Genomic DNA, 12,921 nt, shown 5'->3' with positions numbered 1-12,921 from the left:
AAAATATATCTTTTAGCGGAAAGGAAGGGCTATATGGATAAACGGCCAGTAAAAGAACCAATTCGGAAAAAATGGATCTGGATTGTATTGGGATTGATTCTGATTGGGAATGTTCCATGGTATTTCCCGGCAGGAAGCATTGAACCACTGATTCTGGGAGTTCCTTATTGGGCATTTATTGTGATGCTATTTTCCCTCGTGCTTTGTGGATATTTAAGCTATTTATGCGCCAAGCAGTGGGATATTGTCGAAGAGGAAGAAGAAGCTGGGAAAGAGGTGGATGAATGAGTGATTTGACATTTGCTGGTGCCGATGGAATTATCATTTTGGCTGTCTATGCCTTCCTCATGCTGCTGATTGGGTATCTATCTGGTCGAGGTGAGAAGAATCTTCATAATAGTCTAAGCAACTATTATCTGGCAGGGAAGAACTTGGGCTTTATCGCATTGTTTTTCACGCTATATGCTACCCAGTATAGTGGAAATACGGTTGTGGGATATGCGCCATCTGCATACCGAACCGGCTTTGTCTGGCTGCAGTCGATTTCTTTTATGACAATCATCATTGGGGTGTATTTGCTCTTTGCTCCGAGGCTGTATGTAATCTCGAAGAAACGAAATTTCGTAACGCCGTCAGACTGGATCAGTTTTCGATTCAATTCAAAAGCTGTCACGATTCTTGCTGTCATGCTCATGCTTTGGGGTCTTGGAAATTACCTCCTTGAGCAGCTTGTTGCAATTGGACAGGCTGTATCCGGTCTGACAGGGGGAACGATACCTTATCAAATTGGGGTAATTGCCTTTGTGCTGGTCATGCTCATCTATGAATGGATGGGTGGAATGAAAGCGGTTGCGTTTACAGATGTCATGCAGGGGATCGTACTGATGATCGGCATCGTGATATTTCTCTTTGGGGCTTTTCAGCTGATAGACGGAAACCTCGCTACGGTTACCCAGCACATAGCTGATACGGAGCCTGTTAAAGTCGGTGTGCCGGAAATGCTCACCTCCGTTAACTGGATGAGCATGCTATTGCTTGTCGGCTGTGGGGCGGCAATTTACCCGCATGCGGTCCAGCGCATCTATTCGGCTGAGAGTGAACGGACATTGAAGCGCTCTTTTGCAAGAATGGCATGGATGCCTCCAATCACAACAGGGCTCGTATTCCTGGTTGGTATACTCGCAATTATATTGCTACCGGGATTAAGTGAGAGCAATTCCGAACAGATTGTAGGGATGATGGCTAATGAAATAGCTGCTATCAATGGCTTTTATTATTGGGTGATGATTATCTTTTTCGGTGCCATTGTTGCAGCAATTGTATCGACTGCTGACTCCGTTCTGCTCAGTTTCTCATCCCTTATTTCCAATGATGTGTATGGAAAATTCATTAATCCTGATGCAAGTGAACATAAGAAAGTTTTGGTAGGGAAAATCATTGGTGTTATAGCTGTAGGAGTATTGCTGCTGATTGCCTGGAACCCTCCTGGAACACTGTATCAAATCTTTGTATTGAAGTTTGAACTGCTTGTCCAGGTTTTTCCTGCATTTGTACTTGGGCTCTACTGGAAGCGGATGGCGTCCAGGCCCGTATTCTGGGGCATGCTGATTGGGGCGGTCATTGCAGGAATACTGACACTTTCAGGAAACAGTACCCTATATGGTATCCATGGCGGTGTAATCGGCCTTGCTGTCAATTTCCTGATTGCAGTGGGAGGTTCCCTTATGATTCCTGCTGACATGGAGAAGGAAGAAGAATTGGAGAAGATCAATCTGGCTTAGAAATGGGGAGAGAAATATGGATGTTGATATAAGGGAGCTTGAGACCAAAGAGGCATATAAACTAATGACTGGTTCGGTAATTCCAAGACCAATCGCTTGGGTTTCGACAGCTAATGCTAACGGAGGATTCAATCTGGCTCCATTTAGTTTCTTCACGGTAGCATCCAGGAAACCTCCGATGCTGTGTATCTCGATTGGCCCTGGTGTTGGAGAAAGAGAGGGGACGGTAAAAGATACCCTTGTAAACATACGTGAAAAACAGGAATTCTGCATCAATATTGTATCCTCAGAACTCGGAAATCCGATGCAGAAAAGTTCAGAAAACGTTGGTTCTGACGTGGATGAATTCCAGCTTGCAGGGCTAAAAACAGCCCCAAGCAAAAAAATAGACACACCGAGGATAAAAGAAGCGCCAATTGCATTTGAACTGAAGCTTCATCAGATTCTGGAGCTTGGTACGGACCATCTCATTATCGGTGAGATCATTCATTATCATATCAAGGAAGACTATTATCTGGGAAACTATAAGGTTGATATCGAAAAACTAAAACCGCTCGGAAGATTTGCAGGCGGAAGATACAGTGAACTAACTGAACTGTTTACATTACCTAAATAGAAAGGAGTGATACAGGGATGAGTAAAAAGGTTTATCTTACGGATGTGACTGGAAGAGATGGGTTCCAGATGGAAAAGGAATGGATTGAAACTGAGGAAAAGATTTCTATTCTGAATCAGATTATTCAAGCAGGAGTGACTCGCATCGAAGCAACGTCATTTGTTTCTCCAAAAGCCATTCCGCAGCTGAAAGATGCCAAGGAAGTAATTTCCAGCCTGAACCGGAAGGGAATTGAATTGGTCACATTGGTACCAAATCTAAAAGGGACTGAATTGGCCATTGAAGCGGACGTGGATGAAATCAATTTTGTTGTTTCGATCAGCGAAACGCATAACAATAAAAATGTTAACCAATCGGTAGGAGATTCCCTTGAACAAATCAAAATTATCCACCAGCTTGCTATTGACCATCACAAAAGGCTAAACATCAGCCTTGGAACAACATTTGGTTGTCCGTTTGAAGGGATATACCAGGTTGATAAGGTATTGAAGGTTATGGGGAGATTGGATTCTATCGGTGTTGACAGGATAACACTTGCCGATACGACTGGAATGGCGAATCCGAAGCAAATCATTCTTTTTGTAAAGACATTGAAAGCCGCCTATCCGAATACGCATTTCAGCCTCCATTTGCATAACACGAGGGGGATGGGACTTACGAATTTATATGCAGGTTACCAGGCTGGAATCAGGCATTTTGATGCAGCAATAGGAGGTATAGGGGGCTGTCCGTTTGCACCTGGAGCAACTGGAAATGTCTGTTTGGAAGATGTGGCGCATATGCTTTCCTTCATGGGTATTCCAATCGATCCGGATGTACGGAAGCTGACCGAGGCTGCCAAGAATCTGGAAACATTACTGGGCTATCAGCTTCCCGGACAGGTGATGAAGGCAGGGCTGGCAAGTGATACGACAGCTGTCTGGAACCATTAGTCAGGAGTAGGGCGGTTAAGAATTACGAATAAGGACGTGGCTGGGAAGATTTTACTTACTTTAATAATAGCAATCAAAAAGAGCTTGGAAAAGGTGGCTATCCCCCACCAAATCCAAGCTCTTATGTCTATGTAATGCTAACTGTTAAGGTACGCTGCCAGTCCTTTTGACGAAAGAAAAGAGGATTCTGATTCCAGCTTGTATTTTTGCTTATTTTACAAAAGTACCGTTCGCATAAAAAGCAATTGCTATTATAAAACAACTGCACGAGTTACCAAAGTGTCCCAAAATTAAAGAGGCATTCAACTAAGGGTTCTAAGAGTGTAATAAGGGCATTTCACCTACACGATACTTTCCTTTTAATTCCCGAATTTTTTCTGCAACCTCTGCTCTTTTAATGCATTCTTTCGCATAATGTTTCACATCATTATTTCCGATGCATACGCTATGTACAGCATTTTCAAACAAACACTGGTCGTTACTGTCGTTTCCAAAAGCAACAAACTGATGTATGTTCAGCATACGCAGTCCTCTAACTTTATTAATGCCTAGTGGGCTAATGTCAATCGCGTGTTCTGCTTTATAGTGTGTTATTGTGACTGGAAATGTTTCAAGCAGTTCTAACACTTCCTGATTTGGTTTGAATAAGACTAACTTGCAGACTGGCCTTAACTGTTCTAATAATATGTTAGCTGAACTGGCTTTATCGATATTTAAATAAATAGGATGTGCAATATCACCTGAATAAGCATAATCCCACTGACCATCTGCTAAATAATATAATTGGTGCTGATCAATGAGAGAAACGAATTTGTCTAAAAGTTCTTGTTCAAAATGTGTCACTTGAATTTTCCCATTTTCATAAGTAAATGTACCGTTTCCGCCGACCAATAAACCTTCATGAAAGCTTTTGGGTATAACAGGTACCATATCACGGATCGGCCTAGCTGAAGCAAAAATTACTTCATGACCTGCTAACTTTAATTCTTGAAGTGCCTCGATGATTTCCGTATCAATACTCTTGCCATCGAAACAAAGTGTTCCGTCTAAATCGAATACAAACTTCATATACTTCCCCACTCCTATATAAATTAACTAAAATTATAGTATAAAAAATTCAAATAATAAAGGACTGGTATACAATTATATCCCATAAAAAAGCCAGAACTCTCATTGCTTCTGGACAAATGGATGATACAGGCGTATAGTTACTTAGGTAACTAATTTGAACGGAGGAATGATTATGGGATATTCTTTTTTCCATCAGCAGCTTCAATTTACCCGATCGTTCAAAAAGAAATTGAATGAACGCTTGGCGGAAGCTGGTCTTTTTCATTCGCAATGGCTGCTGATCTACTATCTGGAATGCCAGAAATCTGCGACACTCGTAGACATAAGCGAATATCTAGATGTGGAAAAACCGACGATCACCAGAACCGTCAAACGCTTGGCAGAACAAGGCCTTGTTGAAGGCATTCCAAGTGAGGACAAGCGGGAACGCAGGATCAAACTTACAGAAAAAGGGATTCAGGTATATGAAGAAGCAGGGCGGATTGTCGAACAGTTCGAACAAGAGCTGCTGAAGGGGATTTCCAAACAAGATGAGGAGATAACCATACGTACGATACAACATCTAAGAAAAAAACTGAATGAAGGAGGAATTTAGATGGATCAGCGACCAAAACTATGGACGAAAGACTTTATCATGGTATCCACATCTAACTTCCTGTTATTTGTGTCATTTTATATGCTGATGGTGACATTGGCATTTTATTCAATTGAACATTTCCAGGCCTCTGATAGTACTGCAGGCCTTGCATCAAGCATCTTTGTACTGGGTGCCGTTATTGTCAGACCAATAGCGGGGAAAATCATTGAGACGGTAGGCAGGAAAAAGCTGCTTATTATAGGCATCAGCCTGTTTATAGTAATTATGCTATTATATTTTCCGGTCAATAGCATAGGCCTTTTATTATTGCTTCGGTTTATACATGGATTTGCCTTTGGGATAGGCTCGACAGCAACAGGGACAATTGCGGTGGATGTCATTCCGCCTTCCCGACGCGGAGAGGGGATGGGCTACTTTGCGACGAGCATGAATCTGGCAATGGCAATCGGCCCATTCCTTGGATTGATCATTAGTCACTATTTTGCTGACACGATGATTTTTGTTGCGACGACTATCTTTGCCATCATCGCACTTATCACAACCCTTTTGATGAACGTACCGGAAAGAGAATCAGTGGCGGAAGATGTGACAGTACAGGCCGTAAAGAAGAAATTCCAGCTCCGTGACTACTTCGAGAAGGCGGCGTTTCCAATTGCAACCTTCATTCTGATTGCCGGTCTTGCTTACTCCAGTATCCTTTCTTTCATGACAGCATATGCAACAGAAATCAATCTCGTGGATGCGGCAAGCTTTTTCTTTGTCATGTATGCCGCATTCCTCTTGCTCTCAAGACCGTTTACAGGGCGTATGTTTGACCTGAAGGGTGAAAATTATGTCATGTATCCGTCGATACTATTATTTGGAATCGGATTGGTTATACTCAGCCAGGCAGAGAGCGGAATCACATTACTGGCTGCTGGTGCCATCATTGGAATTGGATTTGGAACACTGCAATCCAGTGCACAGACAATTGCTGTCAGTATGGCGGAGCAGCATAGGGTGGGCCTTGCCACATCAACATTCTTTGTATTCTATGACTTTGGTATAGGTGTTGGTCCATTCTTGCTCGGATTTATTGTGCCGCACACTGGATACAAGGGACTCTATACTGCTATGGCGGTCATTGCTTTCATTTCCATTGCAGTCTATTATTTCCTTCATGGCAGAAAGTCTGTAACAAAGCGTAAGGAAAATAGCTGGACAGAGAAAACTTCAAGCTAACTATTAAACAGCAATCCAATTCTTCATAGAATTGGATTGCTGTTTTTTTGCTCTAACTAGATAAGAAACCGTTCGTAAAAACCAAGGAATACATGTTATAATATTTAGACTATTTCACATTCATGGAAATGATTATTTCAGAGAAAAACTGTCATTTATTAGCATTATTGAAGGTATGCAAATTTAGAAAGATAAACATTAATATTAAAAGAGGTGAGAGGATGCTGCGCGGAGATTTGCACAATTTGGATAGCGAGAGCAATGAAGTCCGAAACTGGATGTATAAGGTCCCTTATACAGCTCGAGCGAATGATTCAATAAAGGATACAGCAAAGGCTTTGCGTGAAAGGAATGCAGATTGTATTCCTGTTCTGGGGGATTCCATGAATCCGATTGGAATCATCACGGACAAAATACTGCTAGAAGCATTCCTTCAAGGGAAAGAAAATGAATCCATATTACAGTACATGTCTAAAGAAGACTTTTGTATCATCCGTTCCGATGAATCCCTTTTGGACATCTATAAATTGCCGAACCACTATTTTCTCGTAATTGATGAAAATAAGGTACTAATCGGCATGTTGACAAGGAATGAGATATTAAAGGGATTTTCATCCTATATCGACCAGTTCACTCAGCATTTCCATACATCAGAAATCTTAGATATTATCCTTGAAAGTGCCTATGAAGGCGTATCTGTTGTAGATAAGGACGGTGTGCTCGTTGAATTTAATGAAGCATATAGCCGGTTTACCGGGGTAGCCAAAAGGGATGCGATCGGTCAGCCTGTACAGGAGGTTATTGATAATACCAACCTTCATAATACAGTTAAGACCGGTATGCCAGAGCGTGGGGCAATCCAGTATATTCAAGGTCAGCCAATGGTCGTACATCGAATCCCTTTATGGAAGGAAGGGGAGCTGGTTGGAGCGGTTGGTTTGCTGATCTTTGAAGGTGTGACAGAGCTGTACCGTATTTATGATCGTTTCTTGGAAAAAACAGTCCAGAACGCCCAAGCAAAAGGAGCACCCTTGCAGACAGATATCGTAAAAACAAGATCCATCGAACAAATCATTGGGACAGGTGAACAAATAGCAAATCTCAAGCGGATGACCAGAAAGATTGCCAAAACGGATGCTGCAATCTTAATTACTGGAGAAAGCGGCACAGGAAAAGAAATGTTTGCCAACAGCATTCATGATCTCAGTCACTATAATCAAGGTCCGTTCATCAGTGTTAATTGCGGTGCCATTCCAGAGCAATTGTTTGAATCCGAATTATTTGGCTATGAAGAGGGTGCTTTTACTGGTGCCAAAAAAGGAGGAAAGCCAGGGAAATTTGAACTGGCCGAATCTGGAACCATATTCCTTGACGAAATTGGCGAGATGCCACAGATGATGCAGACAAAGCTATTGCGAATTCTTCAAGAAAGGGCATTTGAACGGGTTGGCGGAGTCCAAAAGCTACCATTAAAGGCAAGAGTAGTTGCGGCAACAAATAAAAATTTAAGGAGCATGGTAAAAGCTGGTACCTTCCGGGAAGATTTATTTTATAGAATAAATGTGATAGATCTTGAAATTCCTCCATTAAGGGAGAGGAGCGAGGATATACCACTATTGATCTCTCATTATCTAACAGAAACATGCAACAAATATGGTGTGGGCAAGAAGGAAATCACTGCTGAAGCCTTGTCTGCTTTTATGACATATGAATGGTATGGAAATATTCGGGAGCTTGCAAACATAATTGAGAAGCTGGTTATTTTAGCAGAAGGGGATAAGATTGATATAGAACATCTTCCTGGTTATATCAAAACCCGGTACGATTCAAGTCTCCTGTCTCTTTCACCAATCGATCAGGTTAAAAGAGAAGAAAATACGAGAGAGAAAGAAATGATTGTCCAAATAATGAAAGAGTCGGGATGGAATAAATCAAAGGCAGCCGATAAATTAGGAATCCATCGAACGACGCTATATAAAAAGTTAAAAAAACATGGTCTGGGTGATTAATACCGATAATGTAGTGCACCGGCTACAATAGTGTAGTCTTATTCCTACAGTTTCATTATGAAAACGCTTTAATTACAAGGGGTCCTGTGTTGGCATACTTTTTGCATAATAATCAGTGAATAGGAACAGGAGGGATTATTTATGGATAACTATGCTGTTTTTCGAACACCCCAAACGATTAACTATGGGCGAAAGGTGTTTGAGAAAGTAGGGGAAGAAACAGCAGCCAAAGGAAAAAAGGCCTTAATTATTAGTGATGAAGTGATGGATAGTCTAGGTTATGTAAGTGAGTGCAGAACTTTTCTTTCAAATGAAAAAGTTGAAAGCGCTATCTATTTAGGGGTTATGTCCGAGCCGACGGATGTTTATGTAGCGGAAGCACTTGAAATATTCAAAAGAGAAAATTGTGATGTCGTGATTTCTCTTGGGGGCGGAAGCTGTATCGACACAGCAAAGGCGATAGCTGTCCTGGCGACCAACGGTGGTTACATTGGTGATTATATGGGAGCAAGAAGATTGGCTGATACAGCTCCGATTGCCCATATCTCGATTCCGACGACTGCCGGAACGGGTTCTGAGGCAACGGATGCGACCATTATTACAAATACAACCAATGATGTAAAGATGATGATTAAGCAGCCCGCATTCATGCCGGATGTTGCTATCGTCGACCCGTTATTGACGGTTTCTTCGCCGAAGTCAATTACAGCTGCAACTGGTGTGGACGCATTAAGTCATGCAATAGAGGCATATTTATCAAGGTTGGCACAGCCAATGACAGATATGCTGGCACTTTCGGCAATTGAAAAAATAGTCAGCAATTTGAAAGTTGCCTTTACAGATGGTGAAAATATCGATGCCAGGGAAAAGATGGCCTTAGGATCCCTGCAGGCTGGTATGGCCTTTACAAATGCATCTGTTTGTCTGGTGCATGGTATGTCCAGACCAATCGGAGCACTGTTTCATGTTCCGCATGGTATTTCAAATGCTATGCTGCTGCCTGCGGTACTTGAATTCAGCAAAGACTCCTGTATGGAACGATTAGCCGATTTGGCCAGAATATTTCAACCTGATTCCAGTAATCTTTCCGTGGAAGAAGCTGCCGAGCTTACAGTAAATGAGGTCAAAAAAATTTGTGTAGAATTGGAAATTCCTAATTTAAAGGGCTGGGGAATTGATCGGGAGGAGTTCAAGAAGGTAAGCCGTAAAATGGCAGAAGATGCACTTGCAAGCGGCAGTCCGAATAATAATCCCAAGGTACCAACCAAACAGGAAATAGAGGAACTTTATGAAGTTTGCTACGAATATCAGTTCAGCTTAGATAATGCAGTCAAAAATTAAGAATAGCTGTTGGGATATGCGGCGTGACAGCAATTGACGGTTTCTAGACCGGGACTGGGTTATTTGAAAGATAATAGAGAAATGCTGATAAAACACTGATTTATGCTGATATAACCCAAGAAATGCTGAGATATGGCCCTGAAATACTGATATATTCTTGAAAAATGCTGATATTCAGGTCGGGGTTAAAATGAAATTCTTCAAAAACAACAATCTTTTAAAATACAGTACAAATTAAAAAAGGGCTTAAGGGGGAACGGGGATGGATGTTCTGGGGATGATTGGTTTAATAGGTTCACTTGCATTATTGGTATACCTGACCATGAAAGGTATCAATATTATTATTGCGGCACTGATCAGTTCAGTTGTCATTGCTCTTACAGGCGGTCTCAATCTAGAGACGGCATTAATGGATGACTATATGACCGGATTTACCGGCTATTTCGCTTCATGGTTTTTAGTGTTCCTGCTTGGGGCGATATTCGGGAAAATCATGCAGGAGACAAAATCGGCCGAAAGTATCGCACAATGGATTAAAACGAAGTTCGGTGCGAAGCGTGCTGTATTTGCTGTAGTAGCAGCGGCAGCAATCATGACCTACGGCGGTGTGAGTCTATTTGTGGTAGGTTTTGCGGTATACCCAATTGCAGTATCGTTATTTCGTGCCGCTAATCTTCCGCATCGGTATATTCCTGCTGCATTAGTATTTGGTTCCATTTCTTTTACGATGACTGCACCAGGTTCTCCGGAAATTCAAAATATCATACCAACAGAATTTTTTGCAACATCTCCGACAGCAGGTGGTTGGATTGGTGTCCTGTGTGCGTTATTAATCATGATTGTGGGTGGACTGTGGCTTGGTTCAATGGTCAGAAAGGCTTCTGCAAATGGGGAAGTATTTTCATTGCCTAATGCTAGTAAGGAAGAGACTGCGGCTAGTTTGGCAGTTGAAGAGGAACAGCCAAGCAACAATCCTAGGATAGGAGAATTGCCTAATATCATTGTTGCCATTCTTCCGCTTGTTCTAGTTATCGTTTTCTTAAATGTTTTAGGTCAATTCATGAATCCGACGACAGCATTATTGATTGCTTTAACAATCGGCATTGCCGTAGCGTGCTTGTCAATGCTTACCTTTCTTTCAGAATTCTGGGGTTCATTGGCAACAGGGAGCCAAAATGCGTTAGTAGCTTTGGCAAACACGTGTGCAGTAGTAGGATTTGGAAGCGTTGCTGCACAAGTTTCCGCCTTTGATACCTTGATTACAGGCCTTGTTAATATGCCAGGTCCTCCGCTTCTCGGACTGGCGGTAGGTGTGACAGTCATTTGTGGTTTAACTGGTTCTGCATCAGGCGGGTTGGGAATTGCCTTGCCGATTCTTGCCCCAATATATCTGAGCCAGGGCGTTGACCCAGGTGCAATGCATCGTATTTCTGCATTGGCATCAGGAGGACTGGATTCGCTGCCGCACAACGGATATGTCGTAACGACCGTTCGCGCGATTTGCGGAGAAACACATAAACGGGCCTATAAGCCTATTCTATTGTTAAGTGTACTTTTGCCTAGCGCAGTACTAGTATTGGCCGTTCTTCTTTATACCATTTTCTAAGATGGATTTACTATTTTCAAAATTTATTAGGAGGTTATTCAATTGACACAAACAACAATTAAAACACTAAAAAACTATGTAGGCGGTAAGTGGATAGAAGCGGGAACCGATAAAACGCAGGAAGTCTATAATCCTGCGACAGGCGAAGTGATCGCCCATGTGCCGATATCAACTGCCGATGATACAGATCATGCTGTTCAAGTGGCTGCCGAGGCATTTGCAACGTGGAAAGAAGTGCCTGTACCGAAACGCGCACGCATTCTATTTAAATATCAGCAACTATTGGTAGACAACCACGAGGAACTTGCTAGACTGATTACGATAGAGAATGGAAAAAATCTGGCTGAAGCATATGGTGAAGTCCAGCGTGGAATTGAAAATGTCGAATTTGCAGCAGGTGCACCAACGTTAATGATGGGAGAGTCGCTTCCATCCGTTGCGACAGAGCTGGAATCCGGTGTGTATCGTTATCCGATTGGCGTAATAGCTGGCATTACACCTTTTAATTTTCCGATGATGGTGCCATGCTGGATGTTTCCGATGGCGATTGCGACTGGAAATACATTTGTTATGAAACCATCAGAGCGCACACCGCTTCTAGCCAATCGATTGGCAGAGTTATTTGAAGAGGCAGGTTTGCCAGCAGGGGTATTCAATATTGTCCACGGAGCACATGATGTGGTTAATGGTTTATTGGATCATCAGAAGACCGCTGCAATCTCCTTTGTCGGCTCTCAGCCTGTAGCAGAGTATGTCTATAAGCGCGGAACGAGTAACTTGAAACGTGTGCAGGCACTGGCAGGAGCCAAAAACCATTCGATCGTTTTAAATGATGCCAATTTGGATAATGCGACAACACAAATCATGAATGCAGCATTTGGATCTGCTGGAGAACGTTGTATGGCGGCGTCTGTAGTAGCGGTGGAAGAATCGGTTGCGGATGAATTTATCGATTTGCTAATCGAAAAGGCGAATAAAATACAAATTGGGAACGGTTTAGATGAAGGGATTTTCCTAGGCCCTGTTATCCGTGACAATCATAAAGAACGTACACTGAGCTATATCGAAAAAGGAGAAAAAGAAGGAGCAAAACTCGTTCGTGACGGGCGTCAGGATGAAGCAGCAAAACAAGAAGGGTATTTTGTCGGCCCAACTATTTTCGACCATGTAACTTCCGAAATGAAGGTTTGGCAGGATGAGATTTTTGCACCTGTTTTATCGATTGCAAGAGTGGAAAACCTTGAAGCAGCAGTTGATTTAACGAATCAGTCACGCTTTGCCAATGGAGCTTGTATCTTCACGAGAGATGGAGGAAATGTACGTAAATTCCGTGAGACGATTGATGCGGGTATGTTAGGAGTGAATATTGGTGTGCCAGCACCAATGGCATTCTTCCCATTCTCCGGCTGGAAAGACTCCTTCTACGGTGATCTTCATGCCAATGGAAAAGATGGCCTGCAATTTTATACACGGAAGAAAGTGATTACTACGAAGTGGGTTTAATGCTTCCTTTTCGTGGGATTGTCAATTTGCGGAGCAACATTCCGCTCTGTGATTTGGGAAATGATTGTTAATTACTGGTATATCGTCAAAAATAATAATCTATTATACAAAGACGCCATGGTTATTGCTTCCATGGCGTCTTTGCTATGTCCTGAAATGAATGTCTGGGATGATGCCAGAACCTTAATCCGGTAAGCCTTTCCAGTGAAACCCCTCCATTTTTCAGCTAGTTATCAACATGGA

11 protein-coding genes are annotated in these 12,921 nt (G+C 42.3%); 10 read left to right on the top strand and 1 reads right to left on the bottom strand.

What is annotated here, in order from left to right:
- Nucleotides 1-33 precede the first annotated feature (33 nt).
- From OMHG_RS13225 to OMHG_RS13210, 4 genes are read left to right on the top strand one after another with little or no spacing between them, the layout of a single operon-like run.
- The gene (locus OMHG_RS13225) at nucleotides 34-288 is read left to right on the top strand and encodes a hypothetical protein (RefSeq protein ID WP_044476940.1); all 255 of its coding nucleotides are present in this window, start codon (nucleotides 34-36) and stop codon (nucleotides 286-288) included.
- Complete coding sequence (locus tag OMHG_RS13220) at nucleotides 285-1,781, top strand: sodium:solute symporter family protein (protein ID WP_010651358.1); 1,497 nt, start codon at nucleotides 285-287, stop codon at nucleotides 1,779-1,781. Before OMHG_RS13225 ends, OMHG_RS13220 begins: the two co-directional genes overlap by 4 nt.
- Before the next feature lie 16 nt (nucleotides 1,782-1,797).
- A complete protein-coding gene (locus OMHG_RS13215) occupies nucleotides 1,798-2,397 on the top strand; it encodes a flavin reductase family protein (RefSeq protein WP_010651357.1) in 600 nt (199 codons plus the stop codon).
- 17 nt (nucleotides 2,398-2,414) lie between these two features.
- Nucleotides 2,415-3,329 (top strand): hydroxymethylglutaryl-CoA lyase, encoded by a 915-nt coding sequence (locus OMHG_RS13210; RefSeq protein ID WP_010651356.1) that lies wholly within the window; start codon nucleotides 2,415-2,417, stop codon nucleotides 3,327-3,329.
- A gap of 315 nt (nucleotides 3,330-3,644) precedes the next feature.
- On the opposite strand, the gene OMHG_RS13205 is transcribed toward OMHG_RS13210, so the two are convergent.
- Complete coding sequence (locus OMHG_RS13205; protein WP_010651355.1) at nucleotides 3,645-4,397, bottom strand: HAD-IIB family hydrolase; 753 nt, start codon at nucleotides 4,395-4,397, stop codon at nucleotides 3,645-3,647.
- Nucleotides 4,398-4,572: 175 nt separating this feature from the next.
- Between OMHG_RS13205 and OMHG_RS13200 the strand changes: the two genes are divergently transcribed.
- The 6 genes from OMHG_RS13200 to OMHG_RS13175 all read left to right on the top strand — a co-directional run bounded on the left by OMHG_RS13200 (nucleotide 4,573) and on the right by OMHG_RS13175 (nucleotide 12,678).
- Nucleotides 4,573-4,995 (top strand): MarR family winged helix-turn-helix transcriptional regulator, encoded by a 423-nt coding sequence (locus tag OMHG_RS13200; protein WP_010651354.1) that lies wholly within the window; start codon nucleotides 4,573-4,575, stop codon nucleotides 4,993-4,995.
- Nucleotides 4,996-6,219 carry an MFS transporter gene (locus OMHG_RS13195; protein WP_010651353.1) on the top strand — a complete coding sequence of 408 codons (1,224 nt, stop codon included), beginning with the start codon at nucleotides 4,996-4,998 and terminating at the stop codon, nucleotides 6,217-6,219. It abuts the gene before it with no gap.
- A gap of 221 nt (nucleotides 6,220-6,440) precedes the next feature.
- Nucleotides 6,441-8,228, top strand: coding sequence for a sigma-54-dependent Fis family transcriptional regulator (locus tag OMHG_RS13190; protein ID WP_010651352.1), 1,788 nt, complete (start codon nucleotides 6,441-6,443; stop codon nucleotides 8,226-8,228).
- 141 nt (nucleotides 8,229-8,369) lie between these two features.
- Complete coding sequence (locus OMHG_RS13185; protein ID WP_010651351.1) at nucleotides 8,370-9,569, top strand: iron-containing alcohol dehydrogenase; 1,200 nt, start codon at nucleotides 8,370-8,372, stop codon at nucleotides 9,567-9,569.
- Between the two features lie 262 nt (nucleotides 9,570-9,831).
- On the top strand, nucleotides 9,832-11,175 hold the full coding sequence (locus OMHG_RS13180; RefSeq protein WP_010651350.1) for a GntP family permease: 1,344 nt from the start codon (nucleotides 9,832-9,834) through the stop codon (nucleotides 11,173-11,175).
- A 42-nt stretch (nucleotides 11,176-11,217) separates the two neighbouring features.
- Nucleotides 11,218-12,678, top strand: a complete 1,461-nt coding sequence (locus OMHG_RS13175; protein ID WP_010651349.1) for a CoA-acylating methylmalonate-semialdehyde dehydrogenase — start codon at nucleotides 11,218-11,220, stop codon at nucleotides 12,676-12,678.
- Nucleotides 12,679-12,921: the final 243 nt, after the last annotated feature.

Source organism: Oceanobacillus massiliensis str. N'diop (assembly GCF_000285495.1).
GTDB classification, from domain to species: Bacteria; Bacillota; Bacilli; order Bacillales; family Amphibacillaceae; genus Oceanobacillus; species Oceanobacillus massiliensis.
This window is presented reverse-complemented; position numbering and strand designations above follow the sequence as displayed.

Excerpts from the sequence above, each read along its gene's own strand:
- OMHG_RS13225 (WP_044476940.1), top strand. The coding sequence starts at position 34 with ATGGATAAACGGCCAGTAAAAGAACCAATTCGGAAAAAATGGATCTGG.
- OMHG_RS13220 (WP_010651358.1), top strand. The coding sequence starts at position 285 with ATGAGTGATTTGACATTTGCTGGTGCCGATGGAATTATCATTTTGGCT.
- OMHG_RS13215 (WP_010651357.1), top strand. The coding sequence starts at position 1,798 with ATGGATGTTGATATAAGGGAGCTTGAGACCAAAGAGGCATATAAACTA.
- OMHG_RS13210 (WP_010651356.1), top strand. The coding sequence starts at position 2,415 with ATGAGTAAAAAGGTTTATCTTACGGATGTGACTGGAAGAGATGGGTTC.
- OMHG_RS13205 (WP_010651355.1), bottom strand. The coding sequence starts at position 4,397 with ATGAAGTTTGTATTCGATTTAGACGGAACACTTTGTTTCGATGGCAAG.
- OMHG_RS13200 (WP_010651354.1), top strand. The coding sequence starts at position 4,573 with ATGGGATATTCTTTTTTCCATCAGCAGCTTCAATTTACCCGATCGTTC.
- OMHG_RS13195 (WP_010651353.1), top strand. The coding sequence starts at position 4,996 with ATGGATCAGCGACCAAAACTATGGACGAAAGACTTTATCATGGTATCC.
- OMHG_RS13190 (WP_010651352.1), top strand. The coding sequence starts at position 6,441 with ATGCTGCGCGGAGATTTGCACAATTTGGATAGCGAGAGCAATGAAGTC.
- OMHG_RS13185 (WP_010651351.1), top strand. The coding sequence starts at position 8,370 with ATGGATAACTATGCTGTTTTTCGAACACCCCAAACGATTAACTATGGG.
- OMHG_RS13180 (WP_010651350.1), top strand. The coding sequence starts at position 9,832 with ATGGATGTTCTGGGGATGATTGGTTTAATAGGTTCACTTGCATTATTG.